Genomic DNA, 14,659 nt, shown 5'->3' with positions numbered 1-14,659 from the left:
TGCCCGGTGCAGTCCGATTGGCCGGCGCACAATGAGGAGAGTCAACATGTCCAAAACACGTAGCCGCCGATTGAGGAAGAAGCTGTTTGTGGGTGAATTCCGCGAGCTGGGCTTTGAAGTGGACCTGTCATTTGACGCCAAAGCGAACGAAGCCCAGATGGACGGATTCTTCGACCGTTTTTTCTCCGAAGCCGTGATGCCTGAAGGCCTGGTGTTCGCCGGCTGGGCCGACGCCGGCTTCGTGTGCTCCAGCCAGCGCGGCTCGGTCACCGAAGCGCAGCGCACCTCGGTCTCGTCCTGGCTCGATTCTCAGCCGATGCTCAGTGGCTTCCGGGTGGGGCCGCTGATGGACGTCTGGCACGGTTGATGTGCCGATCGGCAGCGGAGTGCTTGACAGGAGCGCCCGCCTGCCGGTAGTTTCACACGCATGACTACGCAGCAGTCCCGCTCCTTCGCCACGCTTCTGGCGTTCTCCACGACCGCATTCGCCGGTCTGGGCCTGCTGCTGCGCGTCTCGCGCAGCTAATTCCTTTCCCCTTCCTGCTGTTTGTTTCAAAGACCCCGAGAGGGGAATGACGCTTTTCGTGCGTCCCGATTTCGATGGGAGTGTTTCCATGTGCCACTCAGTGATGACCGTTCTACGACTGCCGACCGGCAACCGGGCCGAGGGATCAGGCCTGCCCGGTTGTCTGCGCGCCGCATTAGACGATCACTGACTGACTGGAGCATCCCATGTTGAAACAACCGAACCAGAAATACCGCCCCTTCAACCCCTTCCCGGGCGGGCAGACCTTGACCGACCGCAGCTGGCCGGACCGGCGCATCGAGCGCGCACCGATCTGGATGAGTACCGATCTGCGCGATGGAAACCAGGCGCTTTTCGAGCCCATGGACAGCGAGCGCAAGATGCGCATGTTCAAGATGCTCGTTGCGATCGGTTTCAAGGAAATCGAAGTCGCTTTCCCGGCCGCCAGCCAGACCGATTTCGACTTCGTGCGCGAACTCATCGACGGCGATCACGTGCCGGACGATGTCACCATCGAGGTGCTGACCCAGGCGCGCGAGCACCTCGTCCGGCGCACCTTCGAGTCGGTACGCGGTGCGCGCCGGGCGATCATTCACTTTTACAACGCCACGGCGCCCAACTTCCGCCAGATCGTATTCGGGCAGGACAGGGCCGGGGTCAAGCAGATCGCCGTCGATCATGCCCGTCTCATCCGCGAGCTTGCCGAGGCGCAGCCTGAGACCGAGTTTGTCTTTCAGTACAGCCCCGAGGTGTTTTCGGGCACCGAGCTCGATTTTGCCGTCGAGGTATGCAACGCGGTGATTGCCGAATGGGCGCCGACGCCGGAACGTCCGTGCATCATCAACCTGCCGGCCACGGTGGAGATGAGCACGCCCAATATGTATGCCGACCAGATCGAGTGGGTGTGTCGTCATATCGATCGCCGCGATTCGGTGGTCATCTCCGTTCATCCGCACAACGACCGCGGGACCGCCGTGGCCGCGGCGGAACTGGCCGTCATGGCCGGTGCGGACCGGATCGAGGGATGTCTTTTCGGCCACGGCGAGCGCACCGGCAATGTGGACCTCGTGACTCTCGCACTCAATCTCTACTCGCAGGGCGTCAGCCCGCAGCTCGATTTTTCACGCATCAACGAGATCGCACGCACGGTTGAGCACTGCACCCAGCTGCCCGTTCATCCGCGCCATCCCTACGTCGGCGATCTTGTGTTTACCGCTTTTTCCGGCTCGCATCAGGACGCCATCAAGAAAGGACTCTCGGTCCAGCAGGCGGGGGCGCTCTGGGAAGTGCCCTACTTGCCGGTGGACCCTGCCGATCTGGGTCGGAGTTACGAGTCGGTCATTCGCGTCAACAGCCAGTCGGGTAAAGGCGGCATCGCCTATCTGCTCGAAAGCGAATACGGGCTTGCCATGCCCCGACGCATGCAGGTCGCGTTCTCGAGCATCGTACAGGCCGCCACGGACGCCACCGGTCGCGAGATGAAAGCTGCGGGTCTCTGGCAGATATTCGAGTCGACCTATCTGTCCACTCAGGAAGGTGTGGCTTACGTCGAACACCACCTGTTCGAGCACGGCGATCAGCAGGGCATCAGCCTTACCGTAACGCGGGCGGGCGTGCGGCAGACCTTGCGTGGCGTGGGCAATGGGCCCATCGACGCCGCCTTGCATGCACTCATGCCCGAGGCGAGCCTGCTCAGCTATGAAGAGCACAGTCTCGGCAAGGGGTCGGATGCGCGCGCCGTGGCGTTCATCGAGCTGGCGTCCGATGACGTGCCGGGCGGCGTTTTCGGCGTGGGTATTGATGGCAATATCGTGACGGCGTCCATTCGTGCCATCGTGTCGGCCGTCCATCAGCTCACGCATCAGCGCCAGCCGGTCGCCTCGCAGCAGCACCTGAGTGCCTGAGTCGGCCTCGGTCAACAGGGCGGGACGCAGGGAGCGTCCCGTTCTTTCGTCTGCTGTGACAAATTACCGCCTTGATTTAATAGGCATTTTTGCCGTTATATCCTGTGCATACCAAACGGGTGTAACCCTTGCCGTGGCTTGTAATGCTCAAATGTCATAGTTATTTGGCATCGAAAAACGGGGTTTTGTTCACGTTAGCCTATTACCTTTGGTGTATTTTTCTTGCCGGTTTGATCGTCTACAGTGCGCTCATCCTTTATCGGCTGTTTGATTGATGGACACCATCCGCCCCCGTTCCGCGAAGACTGTACGCAAACTCGCCCGGCAATTGAGCCGGCGGGCTGCTTTGGGTCTGGGCGTTTTTGCCGCCATCGGTCTGATGTGCGCGCTGCTGTGCGCCATCGGCGTCTATCTGCTGATTTTCGGTGAGTGGGCCATGAGCCTGGGCGAAATGCTGCTCCACCTGTCGATCACCTTCTTCCTGGGGTGGTCCACGTTCAGGATCTACACCTGGCTCGTGATCCCTGCGCCACGTCCCGAAGGGGTGCGGCTGGATCGTGACAAGGCGCCGTCTCTGCACATGCTGGTGGACAACCTTGCGCGTCGCATGTCGGCGCCCATGGTCGACCGCATTCGCATCACCGCCGACATGAACGCCGCCGTCCATCAGCGCCCGGTCAAGGGGCTCTGGGGCCGTATGGAAACCACGCTTGTTCTCGGTCTGCCGCTCGTGCACAGCATTTCGCCCCGTCAGCTCACGGCGATCCTGGCACATGAAATGGCCCATCTGGTGCGTCAGCGTCACGGATCGCTGGCCTGGGATGCCCACCTGCGTGCCTGGTGGCACCGGGTCTGCGAGCGTATTGCTTCGGATGGCAGCGCCAGCGCGCGCCTGCTGACATGGCTGCTGACCCCCTGGGCCGAAGCCGGCATCATGAAAGCGCTGGAACTCAATCATCTCGAAGAATACGAAGCCGATCGCGTGGCCTCCCGCGTGGTGACCGCGAAGTTGCTGGGCGATACCCTGGTCGAAGTGGCCATGAAATCGGAATTCATCGAGGGGGACTACTGGGAAAAGGTCATGGCGCAGGCTGAGCACTCGCCGCGGCCGACCATTCGCCCCTTCCGCGACATGGGCATGGGTGTGGCCGCCGGTTTTCAGGCACTACCGCAGAACGGTTTGCTGCGTTCGCTCATCAGCGACGAAAGCGGCGGCATCATGCACCCGACCCTGACCGATCGCCTCGTGGCCCTGCGTGTCGCACCGCGAGTGCCGATCCGCAAGACCAAACGCTCGGCGGCGAGCCATTACCTGCGCCCGGCCCTGCCGGGTCTTTCGAAGCGATTCGATGGCATGTGGTGGCGGGCAACACGTCCGGCATGGCGTGAATACTACAAGGCATGCCAGATCGGTCAGGACGACTGATCGGCCGTCTTCGCCCAGGCGTTCAGGGCTCGACCTACCGCGTCAAGTCCTTCTTCGATGGCCGCGGGCCCCGGTGACAGGATCATGGCGGACTTGATTTCCCTGATCTGACCCTGCTGTACGGCAGGGACCGCTGACCAACCCTCGCGCTGGGCGATACTTTCGGGTCTGACCTTCTTGCCGCACCAGGATGCGAGGATCACGTCCGGCGCCTTGGTGATGATTTCGTCATCGTCTGCAATGATGCGATCCCGCGCGTTGCCCAGGCGTGATCGTTCGGCAAAGATGTCTTCACCCCCTGCGAGGGTGATGATCTCCGAGACCCATCCGATGCCGCAAATGCGCGGTGAATCCCACTCTTCGAAATACACCCGGGGCCGTCGACCCGCGCGTTCAATGCGCCGAGCGGCCTCGGTCACCGCCCTGTTGACGCGCTCTTTCAGGTCGTTCACCAGGTCCTGGGCTCGCGTCGTCGCATCAACGAGGCGTCCCAGGGTCAGGATCATGTCGTAGATGCCCTCGACGCTCCGGTGGTTGAACACGTGCACGGCCACGCCGGCACGAATCAGGTCGGCGCACATGTCCGCCTGAAGGTCGGAGAACGCGAGCACCAGATCCGGGCGCACCGCGAGGATGCGATCAATCCTGGCGGTGGAAAAACCGCTGACCTTGGGCTTTTCCTTCCGGGCCCGCGCGGGGCGCACGGTGAAGCCGCTGATACCGGCAATGCGCGACGCCTCGCCGAGCGCGTAGAGCACTTCCACCGTTTCGGTGGACAGGCACACGATGCGCTCGGGCAGCCCGGCCTTCATGGTGCTCTTCGCTGGCGCGCCTGGTCGAGTTGCTCGCACAGGCGGGTGGCGCCGTCGAGGATGCGCGGCGTGTGGCGCTGGATCAGTTCCGGCGGGATGAAGAACAGGTTGTCCTGCTGGACGGCCCTGAGCTGGGGCCAGCGCCGCCAGGTGTCGAGCCATTCCGGCCGTGCTTCACCCATGCCGCTGGCGACGATGGACTCCGGGTTGGCGACAAGCACCGATTCCTCGCCGATTTTAGGGGCCAGCAGATCCTCGGAATCGAACACGTTCCGACCGCCGCATAGACGGATCACGGCGGAAATGAGGTGCTCACCATTGATGGTCATGAGCGGCTTGTTCCAGATCTGGTAGAAGACGCTCACTGGCGCCAGCGAGGCGTAGCGGTCACGCAACGCGGCTTCGCGTGCTTCAAAGGCGTCAGCCGCGGCGTTTGCCGCCGTTTCAGTGCCGGCCATGGTGCCGATGCGTCGCAGGGTGCGGGCGACGGCTCCCAAGTCTCTCGATTCATTCACGAAAACCGGGATGCCCAGTGCGCGGAGCCGGTCGATCTGGACGGGGGGATTGCCACTGCGCCAGCCAATGACCAGATCCGGCTTCAGGGCCACGATGGCTTCCAGATCCGCGCGGGTGTAACTGCCTACGCTCGGCAGGCGACTTGCCTCGGGGGGGTAGTCGCTGTAGTCCACCACGCCCACCAGCGCTTCACCGGCACCGGCCGCATAGATGAGCTCGGTGACGTGCGGTGCGAGGGAGACGATGCGACGGGCTGGTGCGTCCAGATGCACCGGAGTGCCCATATCGTCGGTCAGATCGATGGTGGCGAAGGCAGGGATTGCCGTGATGGCAGCGGCGATCAGGGCAAGGCCGCGGCGGAACAGGGTCATGGTGATCAATTCTCGTTGGTGAGGCGGAGGCCGTCGCGAGTCCCGGCAGCCAGTGCGGCGTCCAGGCGCGCCCAGCCCGTGTTGTCGGCCGGCAGGCCGATACGCAGGGCGGTCGGCATGTCGAACGCACGCACCCAGATGGCCGTGCGGGCAAAATGCTCCTGCCAGCGGCGCGCGTCGGGAGTGGGAATCCAGCGGAACAGGGCGCAACCCGCCCGTGCCGGAGCGCCATGGGCCATGAGCAGCGTATCGAGTCGGGTCGACTCGTCCAGCAGGCGTTGTCGGGCGTTGTCCTGCCAGTCGATGTCGAGCAGGGCCGTGGTGGCCGCGAACTGGGCGGGCCCGCTGATGCACCAGGGCCCCAGTCGTTCTGCCAGTGCGGCGCGAACGCTGTCAGGGCCGAGTACGAAACCGGTGCGGGCGCCGGCGAGGCCGAAGAACTTACCCAGTGACCGCAGCACGACCAGGCCAGGGCGGCCGGCCAGGTCCGCCAGGCTGTCGCCCGGATCGGTGTCGGCGAAGGCTTCGTCGATGATGAGCGTGCCGCCGCGTTCGGCCAGACGCGCATGGCAGTGGATGAGGGTGTCGCGGCTGATGCGTTCCCCCGTGGGGTTGTTCGGATTGACCACCACCAGCGTGTCGAGGCGCTCCGATGCTGAGCACAAGGTGGTTGTGCTGACTTTCACCGGGGCATGTCGTTGCCAGGCGCGTTCATGTTCGTTGTAGGTGGGCCAGAGGATGCCCACATCGCGTCCGCCGACGATGGCCGGCAGCGTCTGGATGGCCGCCTGACTGCCTGCCACGGGCAGCAGAGCGTCGCTCCCGTAGAACGCGCTTGCCGCCTTGATCAGGGCGTCGTCATCCTCCGGCAAGCGGTGCCAGCGCGCGGGCGGAATCGGGGGGACGGCGTATCCGTGCGGGCTGATGCCGGTGGACAGATCCACCCAGTCGGCGCGGCGATGGCCGTATTGCGCCATCGCCTGCACGAGATTGCCACCATGTTCAAGCATGTGAAATTCCCAAGGTGAGCAGACCGAGCATGAGGCTGATCACGCACCACCACACGGTGCTGCGCTTGACCAGTGCGATGGCCTGCGAGGGTGTGTCCGCGTTGGCGCTTGCGCCGTCGCCGAGCACCGGACGAGACTGAATCCGCCCATGATACGGTGCCGGGCCACCCAGGCGTACGCCCAGTGCACCGGCCCCGGCCGCCATGACAGGGCCTGCATTCGGGCTTTTCCAGACGGGGGCCTGAGTGCGCCAGCAGCGCCAGGCGCGCGCCGAGTCGCCGAGCACGGTGTAGGTCAGTGCCGTCAGGCGGGCGGGGATGTAGCCAAGGAGATCGTCGGCGCGGGCGGCGAACCGGCCGAAGTGTTCGAAGCGGGGTGTGCGGTAACCCCACATGGCGTCCAGGGTGTTGGCGAGCCGGAACAGGACGACGGCGGGCGCGCCGCCGATCAGGCACCAGAACAGCGCGCCGAAGATGGCATCGTGACCGTTCTCGAGGACCGACTCCGTCGTCGCCGAAGCGATCTCGGATGCGTTGAGCGCGGCGGTGTCCCGCGACACGATCCAGCCCAGTTTTTCGCGGGCCAGGGTCAGATCGCCGGCGGCGAGCGGAGCGGCCACGGCACGGGCGTGTTCTTCCAGGCTGCGCGCGCCGATGCACAGGCTGAGGGCCAGCGTGTCAATCGCCCAGGCCCAGGCGCCGCCCGGCAGGCGCACCAGCCACACCAGTCCGACGATCGGCACGATGGCCAGTGACCATGCCAGTAGCCCGGTGGCCACCGGGTAAGCGCCAGGGTTGAGTCGCCGCTCCAGCCCGCCCGCCAGACGTCCGAAACCCACCAGCGGATGAAAGCGACGCGGTTCGCCCAGGAGTCGGTCGAGCAGCACGCCGGCGCACAGGGCAAGGGTGAGGGCGGTGAAGTGGGGCATGGTCGATGGGCGAGCGTGCGGGGCGCGCTTGCGGGATAATCCGCGTCAATCAGAAAACGAAGCGGAATTGTACGTGAAGCCTCCATGCGCCACCCTGATGGTTCAGGGAACGACCTCCGACGCAGGCAAGACCACCCTGGTGGCGGGCCTGGCGCGGCTCATGGCGCGCAAGGGCGTGCGCATCGCGCCCTTCAAGCCGCAGAACATGGCACTGAATTCAGCCGTCACGCCGGATGGCCGCGAGATCGGCCGCGCTCAGGCCCTGCAGGCGATGGCGGCTGGAGTGCCGCTGTCCACCGATTTCAACCCGGTGTTGCTCAAGCCGTCTTCCGACATCGGCGCGCAGGTCATCATCCACGGCAAGGCCATCTCCACCCTGAGCGCGAAGGACTACCACGACTACAAGCCCACCGCGATGGCGGCGGTGATGGAAAGCTGGGCGCGCCTGACCGCCACCTACGACATGGTGCTGGTGGAGGGGGCGGGCAGCCCGGCCGAAATCAATCTGCGTGACCGCGACATTGCCAACATGGGTTTTGCCGAGGCGGCCGACTGTCCGGTCATCCTGGTGGCGGACATCGACAAGGGCGGTGTCTTCGCTCACCTGGTCGGCACCCTCGAGTTGCTGTCGCCATCCGAGCAGGCACGGATTCAGGGATTCGTGATCAATCGTTTCCGTGGCGACATCGCCTTGCTCGAACCCGGGCTCGAATGGCTCGAAGCCCGGACCGGCAAGCCGGTGATCGGGGTGTTGCCCTACCTGCACGGCCTCTTTCTTGACGCCGAAGATGCGTTGGCCAGCGCCGAACTCGACAAGTCGGAAAGCGCCATCAAGGTTATCGCGCCTGCATTCCCGCGAATTTCCAATCACACCGATCTGGACCCGATGCGTCTGCACCCGCAGGTCGATTTTCAGTGGGTCGGCCCCGGGCAGTCGATGCCGGCCGCCGATCTCATCGTGCTACCGGGTTCCAAGAGTGTGCAGGCGGATCTGGCCTGGCTGCGCGATCAGGGCTGGGAGGCCGCGATTGCGCGCCATCTGCGTTACGGCGGCAAGCTGGTCGGTATCTGCGGCGGTTTTCAGATGCTCGGGGCGCAGTTGCATGACGAACTCGGGCTTGAGGGCGCGCCGGGCAGCTTGAAGGGCCTGGGCTGGTTGCCGATGGAGACGCGCCTGGCGCCCGAAAAGCAATTGAAACATGTCCGCGGTCGCCTGACGTTTGGCGCTGAAGCGCCCGTCAGCGGTTACGAGATCCACATGGGGGTGAGCACCGGGCTGGCCCTGGAGCGGCCGGCCGTCATGTTTGACGACTGTCGGGGTGACGGGGCGATCAGCGAGGACGGGCAGGTGCTCGGCACCTACGCACACGGGCTGTTCGATACGCCGGAAGCACTCGGGGCATTGCTCGAATGGGCGGGCTTGGCGGGCGCCGAGCGGGTCGACGCTGCCGCTCGTCGGGAGGCCGATCTCGAGCGGCTGGCCGATACGCTGGCGAATCATCTGGACATGCGCAGGCTTGCCCGGTGTTTTGATTCGTCACAGCATGAAACACTGTATGAATTACTCGCTTGACCGGCTGCGAGAAGCCTCACTAACATTCGTGCCATGGACGCAGAACTCGAACGCCTCGAACAACAACTCGGCGAGCTGATTACGCTCTTCGAAGCTCAAAAGCAGGAAAACCGTGAGCTCAAGACTCGCGTCGGCGAGTTGCAGGCGGAGAATACGCGCCTCACCGGCAAGGTCGAGGCGGCCATCCGCAGCGTCACCCAAGTGCTGGAAACCCTTCCCGAGCAATGATCACCATGGACACACTGGACATCACCCTGCTGGGTAAGGAATACCGCGTTGGCTGCCAGCCGGAAGAGCGCGAGGCGCTCGAATCGGCGGTGCGTTTCCTTGAAGAACGTTTCATCGATCTGGGGGCCAAAACCCAGGCGTCGGGCGAAAAACTGGCCGTGATGACGGCGCTGAATATCGCTCATGAATACCTCCAGTTTCAGCGTTCCGGCGGGTTTGACATGCCGGGCATGAAGCGTAGAATCGAATCCATGAGTTCGCGACTGGATGACGTCGTGGCTCAGCAGGAAAAGCTGTTTTAGGTAGCACCGATTAATCCCCTGCGGTGTTCGCGTTAGGCCGTAATTTCCTTGAACCAATGTCTAGCGACATGGCCGCGGACCGAATCGACGCCGTTGTGCGCACCCCACTGTCGGGCGCGCCTGAAGCGTCTGGAACGCGGCCACCCTGAACCCTCGGTTCAGGATGATCGGCCCGGTCGGCATCAGCGGGGGACCTACACGAAAAGCGCGGCTTCATGCCGCGCTTTTTTCATGTCGAGTCATCGAACGCAGCATGGATTTACGGGTCTTTACACTGGACTAACCGGGATTAACCCGGCCAGCGGCAATCATCGACAACAAGAATCCAACGGCCCGACCGATCCATGCCCCCCGCCCGTACATCTGCTCGCCTTGCCTCCCTGACCGCCGCATTCCTGCTCGTGGGCTGCGCTTCCGTCGGACCCGACTATCAACGCCCGACGATGGCGGTGCCGGGTGCATGGCAAGGGCATGCACCGGCGCAGGCGCCCGATGTCCTTGCCCATTGGTGGCAGCTCACCGGCGATGAGCAACTGATTGCCTTGGTGGACGCCGCGCTGGCTGGTAGCCCTACGCTGGCGGCAGCCGAAGCTCGCTTGCGCGCGGCCCGCGCCCAGTGGCGTGCCGCGGGTGCGGATCTGGGGCCGACCATCGAGGCCTCCGGCGGCGCGAGCCGCTCACGAGGCAGCCGCGAGACCGGCAGTTCCGGTGAGGCGCGCTCCCTCTATCAGGCGGGTTTCGATGCGCGCTGGGAGGCCGACCTGTTCGGCGCCAATCGACGTGCGCTGGAGGCTGCCGAGGCCTCGGCCGAGGTCAGCCGCTATTCGTTGGCCGATGTGCAGGCCAGCCTGGTGGCCGAGGTGGTCAGCAACTATGTGCTCTACCGCAGCACCGGCCAGCGTCTGAGCATCGCGCGCACCAATCTCGAGGCCCAGAGCGAAACACTGCAGATTACCGACTGGCGCGTTCAGGCCGGCCTGTCCGCCTCGCTGGCGCTGGAACAGGCACGGGCCAACCGGGCACAGACCGCAGCACAGATTCCGGCCCTCGAAACCACGCTTGCAGGCTACGCCAATGCGCTGGCCGTGCTGTGTGGGCAGGCACCGGGCGCGCTGACTGAGGCATTGTCGGTGGATCGCCCCATGCCGAGCATTCCGGCTCAGGTTGCTCTCGGCATCCCCGCCGACCTGCTGCGCCAGCGCGCGGACCTGCGGGAGGCGGAGCGCACCCTGGCGGCGGCCACCGCCCGGATCGGTGCGGCACAGGCGCAGCGTTATCCGAGTGTCACGCTGAGCGGCTCGCTCGGTTTCGAGGCGTTGAGCTTTGGTGCTCTCGGCGGCGCCGAGTCGCTGACACGTTCGCTGGCGGCCAGCATTGCGGCCACCCTGTTCGACGGGGGGCGGCTGGTGGCACAGGTGGATCTGCAGCGCGCCAATCGCGACGAGGCGCTGGAAAACTATCGGCAGGCGGTGCTTGTCGCCCTGCAGGATGTGGAAGACGCGCTGGTGGCCGTGCGCAATGGCGAGCGCCGGGTGGAATTGCTGGCGGTGGCTGCGGAGTCTGCCCGCAACGCAGCCTTGCTGGCACGCCACCAGTTCGATGCCGGCGTCGCCGATTACGAAACCGTGCTCGATACCGAGCGCACCCGACTGAGTGCCGAAGACAGCCATGCCTCGGCAAGGGCGGAGCTGGCCACGGCACGCATTCAATTGATCAAGGCGCTTGGCGGCGGCTGGGTGCCGGACGCGTGGGCAGACCCGGCTGACGATGACATGGCAGGACAGATTTCATGAGTGATTCAAAACGCGCTGCCGACGAGGCGAGCACCCTCGACCTGGGGCCCAGGCGCCGCGCAGGGGGGCGGGCATGGCGCTGGCTTGTTCTGCTGGTGCTGATTGCCGGGGGCCTCTGGGGGTGGCTGGCGTCGGGGGACTCGCAGCGCAGCGTGCGTTACCAGAGCACCGACGCTGTGCGCGGCGACATGACCGTGACCGTCTCTGCCACGGGGACCTTGCAACCGACCAATCAGGTGGATGTGGGCAGCGAGCTCTCGGGCATCATCACCCGCGTGCTTGTCGAGGATAACGACGAAGTGAGCGAAGGGCAGGTGATTGCGCAGCTCGACACCGCCAAACTCAAGGACGCCATCACCAGCGCGCGGGCTTCGCTCGAATCGGCGCGTGCCGGGGTGCTGCAGGCGCAGGCGACCGTGACCGAAGCCCAATCGAACCTGGCGCGGCAGGAGAACGTCTTCAAGATCTCCGGGGGCAAAGTCCCCTCGAAGGCGGAGCTCGACACGGTACGCGCGACCCTGAGCCGTGCGCGTGCGGATCTGGCCGCGGCGAAGGCGGCGGTCACCGTGCGCGAAGCCGAGCTCAGCTCGGCCGACACCAATCTGGAGAAGGCGTCGATCAAGTCCCCGATCAACGGGGTCGTCCTGTTGCGCGATGCCGAACCGGGCCAGACCGTGGCCGCCTCGCTGCAGGCGCCGGTGCTGTTCACCCTGGCAGAAGATCTGTCACAGATGGAGCTGGAGGTGAATGTGGATGAGGCCGATGTCGGGCAGGTGGCCGAAGGTCAGCAGGCTTCCTTCTCGGTCGATGCCTATCCCGATCGCAGGTATCCGGCCACGATCACACGAGTGAGCTTCGGCGCGACCACCACCGACAACGTGGTGTCCTACGTGACCACCCTGAAGGTGGATAACGACGATCTGTCCCTGCGGCCGGGCATGACGGCCACCGCCGAAATCGTGACCGTCACGCGGGCCAACGCCTTGCTCGTGCCCAACGCGGCCTTGCGCTTCACGCCCGTCACGGGCGCGGCGGAGCGCAGCCGCTCGCTGGTCGAGCGCCTGATGCCCCGCCCGCCGCGTAACCGGGCTCCCAAGACTGCCAAGCCTATCGAGGGGTCGACGGCGCGTCAGGTGTGGGTACTGCGTGGCGATCAAGCGGAGGCCGTCAATGTGACGATCGGCGTGACCGACGGTCGCCAGACCGAGATCGTGGGCGGTGACCTCAAGGCCGGCGACGCGGTCATCACCGACAGCGTGAGCACGGAGACATGAATGCGCCAGCACCCTTGATCGAGCTGGCCGCGGTCACCAAGACGTACGGGCAGGGGCAGGCCATGTTTCAGGCCCTGCGCGGGGTGGACCTGCGAATCGACAGCGGTGAATTCGTGGCCGTGATGGGCCCGAGCGGTTCCGGCAAGTCCACGGTGATGAACATTCTCGGCTGTCTGGATACGCCCACCACCGGCTCGTACCGGTTCATGGGTGCCGCGGTGGAGCAACTGGATCGTGATCAGCGGGCAATGCTCAGGCGGAATTATCTGGGCTTCGTGTTTCAGGGCTTCAACCTGCTGGCACGCACCTCGGCGCAGGAGAACGTGGAACTGCCCCTGTTGTACCGGGGGGAGACGGCGGCGGATCGACATCGGCTGGCGCGCGAAGCGCTCGAACTGGTCGGGCTCGACCGCTGGGCCGATCACACCCCGGCCGAGTTGTCCGGCGGTCAGCAGCAGCGGGTGGCCATCGCCCGCGCCATTGTCACCCAACCCAAGGTGCTGCTCGCCGACGAACCCACGGGCAATCTGGACACCCAGCGCAGCCACGAGATCATGACGCTGATCCGCGAGCTCAACGACACGCGGGGTATCACCGTGCTGATGGTCACCCACGAGCCCGACATGGCGGAGTTTGCTTCGCGGCAGGTGCATTTCGTCGACGGCAAGGTCGATACCGACAGTCTCGCCCCGCAGGAAACGGCATGATCTGGAACACGCTGCTGCTGGCCTTGCGGGAGATCCGCCGCAACCTGCTGCGTTCCTTTCTGACGGTGCTGGGCATCGTGATCGGGGTGTCGGCGGTGATCACCATGGTCACCCTCGGGAACGGGGCCACACGGGCCATCTCCGATCAGATTTCGGCCATGGGCAGCAATCTGCTGATCGTGCGACCGGGCCAGCGGCTCGGACCCGGCAGTGGTTCGGCCGGGGCGGCGCCGTTCAAGCCCGAACTGGTCGAATCGGTGCGCAGTCAGATGGGCAGCATTCAGGCCGTGGCGCCGACGGTGTTCAAGACGGTGACCGTGGTGGTGGGCAATCAGAACTGGTCAACGACCGTCACGGGGTCGACCAATGACTATTTCGTGGCCGGGAACTGGACCCTGGCCGGAGGGCGTGAGTTCACCGCCACCGAACTGCGTGCCGGGCGCGCCGTGTGCCTGGTCGGCGATACCATCCGGCGTGAGCTGTTCGGCGGCGGCAATCCGGTGGGTGAGCGGGTGCGCATCAACAAGTTCACCTGCGAGGTGATCGGGGTGCTCGCGCCCAAGGGACAGTCCGCCTTCGGCTCCGACCAGGACGACACCATCGTGATGCCCTTGCGCACCGCCCAGCGCCGCCTCACCGGCAGCACCGACATCAGCCGCATGATGGTGTCGGTGAATGATGGCGTGTCGACCGACCGGGCCAAGGGGCAGCTCGAGCTGCTCATGCGCGAGTTGCGTCGCATCGGCGATGGCGAGGACGACGACTTCAACGTGCTCGACACCAAACAGATCGCCCAGACCCTGTCGAGTACCACCCAGGTGATGACCACGCTGCTCGGCGCGGTGGCGGCGGTGAGTCTGCTGGTGGGCGGCATCGGCATCATGAACATCATGCTGGTGTCGGTGACCGAGCGCACCCGCGAGATCGGCATCCGCCTGGCCATCGGCGCCATGGAAAAAGAAGTGTTGCTCCAGTTCCTGATCGAAGCCGTGGTGCTGGCCTGCCTTGGCGGGCTCACCGGCGTGGTGCTGGCGACGGCCGCATCCATCGGCTTGTCGTCCCTGATGAACATCCCCTACCTGTTCGATCCGGGCATCAATCTGATTTCCTTCGGTTTCTCGGCGCTCATCGGGGTGGTCTTCGGATTCTTCCCCGCACGCCGGGCGGCGCGGCTGGACCCGATTGACGCGCTACGTCACGAGTAGATCAACCGTTTCCTGATCCGTGTCAGGGCATGCCGGCCCGGGCCGGATTAGCCTGAACGCTCTTTCACGAGGTTGAGAGGCAAA

General features: G+C 64.9%; 14 protein-coding genes and 1 other RNA gene. 11 read left to right on the top strand and 4 right to left on the bottom strand.

Translation table 11 applies throughout. The features are described 5' to 3' along the window. The first annotated feature begins 46 nt into the window (after nt 1-46). The 3 genes from J0W34_RS19205 (at nt 47) to J0W34_RS19195 (ending at nt 3,856) form a co-directional block, all read left to right on the top strand. Entirely contained in the window at nt 47-367 is a 321-nt protein-coding gene (locus tag J0W34_RS19205; protein ID WP_227816180.1) for a YggL 50S ribosome-binding family protein, read from the top strand. 365 nt (nt 368-732) lie between these two features. Then, nucleotides 733-2,430, top strand: a complete 1,698-nt coding sequence (gene leuA / locus J0W34_RS19200) for a 2-isopropylmalate synthase (RefSeq protein ID WP_230969842.1) — start codon at nt 733-735, stop codon at nt 2,428-2,430. A 274-nt stretch (nt 2,431-2,704) separates the two neighbouring features. Continuing rightward, the gene (locus tag J0W34_RS19195; RefSeq protein WP_230969841.1) at nt 2,705-3,856 is read left to right on the top strand and encodes a M48 family metallopeptidase; all 1,152 of its coding nucleotides are present in this window, start codon (nt 2,705-2,707) and stop codon (nt 3,854-3,856) included. Here the strand turns inward: J0W34_RS19195 and J0W34_RS19190 are convergent. The 4 genes from J0W34_RS19190 to cbiB are packed head-to-tail and all read right to left on the bottom strand — an operon-like array spanning nt 3,844 to nt 7,493. Continuing rightward, nucleotides 3,844-4,668, bottom strand: a complete 825-nt coding sequence (locus J0W34_RS19190; protein ID WP_230969840.1) for an ABC transporter substrate-binding protein — start codon at nt 4,666-4,668, stop codon at nt 3,844-3,846. The genes J0W34_RS19195 and J0W34_RS19190 overlap by 13 nt on opposite strands. Continuing rightward, a complete protein-coding gene (locus J0W34_RS19185) occupies nt 4,665-5,555 on the bottom strand; it encodes a cobalamin-binding protein (protein WP_230969839.1) in 891 nt (296 codons plus the stop codon). The genes J0W34_RS19190 and J0W34_RS19185 overlap by 4 nt, the downstream gene beginning before the upstream one ends. Before the next feature lie 5 nt (nt 5,556-5,560). Next, nucleotides 5,561-6,565, bottom strand: a complete 1,005-nt coding sequence (cobD, locus tag J0W34_RS19180) for a threonine-phosphate decarboxylase CobD (RefSeq protein WP_230969838.1) — start codon at nt 6,563-6,565, stop codon at nt 5,561-5,563. After that, nucleotides 6,558-7,493: an adenosylcobinamide-phosphate synthase CbiB gene (cbiB, locus tag J0W34_RS19175; RefSeq protein ID WP_230969837.1), complete on the bottom strand. Its 936-nt coding sequence runs from the start codon at nt 7,491-7,493 to the stop codon at nt 6,558-6,560. Before cbiB ends, cobD begins: the two co-directional genes overlap by 8 nt. A gap of 97 nt (nt 7,494-7,590) precedes the next feature. On the opposite strand from cbiB, the gene J0W34_RS19170 reads away from it, so the two are divergent. The 8 genes from J0W34_RS19170 to J0W34_RS19135 all read left to right on the top strand — a co-directional run bounded on the left by J0W34_RS19170 (nt 7,591) and on the right by J0W34_RS19135 (nt 14,575). Beyond that, a complete protein-coding gene (locus tag J0W34_RS19170; protein ID WP_230971704.1) occupies nt 7,591-9,066 on the top strand; it encodes a cobyric acid synthase in 1,476 nt (491 codons plus the stop codon). A 33-nt stretch (nt 9,067-9,099) separates the two neighbouring features. Then, nucleotides 9,100-9,294, top strand: coding sequence for a hypothetical protein (locus tag J0W34_RS19165; protein ID WP_227816187.1), 195 nt, complete (start codon nt 9,100-9,102; stop codon nt 9,292-9,294). Nucleotides 9,295-9,299: 5 nt separating this feature from the next. Further along, nucleotides 9,300-9,596, top strand: coding sequence for a cell division protein ZapA (locus tag J0W34_RS19160; RefSeq protein WP_227816188.1), 297 nt, complete (start codon nt 9,300-9,302; stop codon nt 9,594-9,596). 12 nt (nt 9,597-9,608) lie between these two features. Further along, nucleotides 9,609-9,792: non-coding RNA, 6S RNA (ssrS, locus tag J0W34_RS19155), on the top strand. 148 nt (nt 9,793-9,940) lie between these two features. After that, entirely contained in the window at nt 9,941-11,389 is a 1,449-nt protein-coding gene (locus J0W34_RS19150; protein ID WP_230969836.1) for an efflux transporter outer membrane subunit, read from the top strand. Next, nucleotides 11,386-12,663 carry an efflux RND transporter periplasmic adaptor subunit gene (locus J0W34_RS19145; protein ID WP_230969835.1) on the top strand — a complete coding sequence of 426 codons (1,278 nt, stop codon included), beginning with the start codon at nt 11,386-11,388 and terminating at the stop codon, nt 12,661-12,663. The genes J0W34_RS19150 and J0W34_RS19145 overlap by 4 nt, the downstream gene beginning before the upstream one ends. Then, the gene (locus tag J0W34_RS19140; protein ID WP_230969834.1) at nt 12,660-13,370 is read left to right on the top strand and encodes an ABC transporter ATP-binding protein; all 711 of its coding nucleotides are present in this window, start codon (nt 12,660-12,662) and stop codon (nt 13,368-13,370) included. The genes J0W34_RS19145 and J0W34_RS19140 overlap by 4 nt, the downstream gene beginning before the upstream one ends. Beyond that, nucleotides 13,367-14,575: an ABC transporter permease gene (locus J0W34_RS19135; RefSeq protein ID WP_227816192.1), complete on the top strand. Its 1,209-nt coding sequence runs from the start codon at nt 13,367-13,369 to the stop codon at nt 14,573-14,575. The genes J0W34_RS19140 and J0W34_RS19135 overlap by 4 nt, the downstream gene beginning before the upstream one ends. Nucleotides 14,576-14,659: the final 84 nt, after the last annotated feature.

Source organism: Nitrogeniibacter aestuarii, assembly GCF_017309585.1.
GTDB classification, from domain to species: domain Bacteria; phylum Pseudomonadota; class Gammaproteobacteria; order Burkholderiales; family Rhodocyclaceae; genus Nitrogeniibacter; species Nitrogeniibacter aestuarii.
Note: the sequence above shows the minus strand (reverse complement) of the source record. Positions and strands in the feature narration are given on the sequence as shown.

Excerpts from the sequence above, each read along its gene's own strand:
- J0W34_RS19205 (WP_227816180.1), top strand. The coding sequence starts at position 47 with ATGTCCAAAACACGTAGCCGCCGATTGAGGAAGAAGCTGTTTGTGGGT.
- leuA (WP_230969842.1), top strand. The coding sequence starts at position 733 with ATGTTGAAACAACCGAACCAGAAATACCGCCCCTTCAACCCCTTCCCG.
- J0W34_RS19195 (WP_230969841.1), top strand. The coding sequence starts at position 2,705 with ATGGACACCATCCGCCCCCGTTCCGCGAAGACTGTACGCAAACTCGCC.
- J0W34_RS19190 (WP_230969840.1), bottom strand. The coding sequence starts at position 4,668 with ATGAAGGCCGGGCTGCCCGAGCGCATCGTGTGCCTGTCCACCGAAACG.
- J0W34_RS19185 (WP_230969839.1), bottom strand. The coding sequence starts at position 5,555 with ATGACCCTGTTCCGCCGCGGCCTTGCCCTGATCGCCGCTGCCATCACG.
- cobD (WP_230969838.1), bottom strand. The coding sequence starts at position 6,565 with ATGCTTGAACATGGTGGCAATCTCGTGCAGGCGATGGCGCAATACGGC.
- cbiB (WP_230969837.1), bottom strand. The coding sequence starts at position 7,493 with ATGCCCCACTTCACCGCCCTCACCCTTGCCCTGTGCGCCGGCGTGCTG.
- J0W34_RS19170 (WP_230971704.1), top strand. The coding sequence starts at position 7,591 with ATGGTTCAGGGAACGACCTCCGACGCAGGCAAGACCACCCTGGTGGCG.
- J0W34_RS19165 (WP_227816187.1), top strand. The coding sequence starts at position 9,100 with ATGGACGCAGAACTCGAACGCCTCGAACAACAACTCGGCGAGCTGATT.
- J0W34_RS19160 (WP_227816188.1), top strand. The coding sequence starts at position 9,300 with ATGGACACACTGGACATCACCCTGCTGGGTAAGGAATACCGCGTTGGC.
- J0W34_RS19150 (WP_230969836.1), top strand. The coding sequence starts at position 9,941 with ATGCCCCCCGCCCGTACATCTGCTCGCCTTGCCTCCCTGACCGCCGCA.
- J0W34_RS19145 (WP_230969835.1), top strand. The coding sequence starts at position 11,386 with ATGAGTGATTCAAAACGCGCTGCCGACGAGGCGAGCACCCTCGACCTG.
- J0W34_RS19140 (WP_230969834.1), top strand. The coding sequence starts at position 12,660 with ATGAATGCGCCAGCACCCTTGATCGAGCTGGCCGCGGTCACCAAGACG.
- J0W34_RS19135 (WP_227816192.1), top strand. The coding sequence starts at position 13,367 with ATGATCTGGAACACGCTGCTGCTGGCCTTGCGGGAGATCCGCCGCAAC.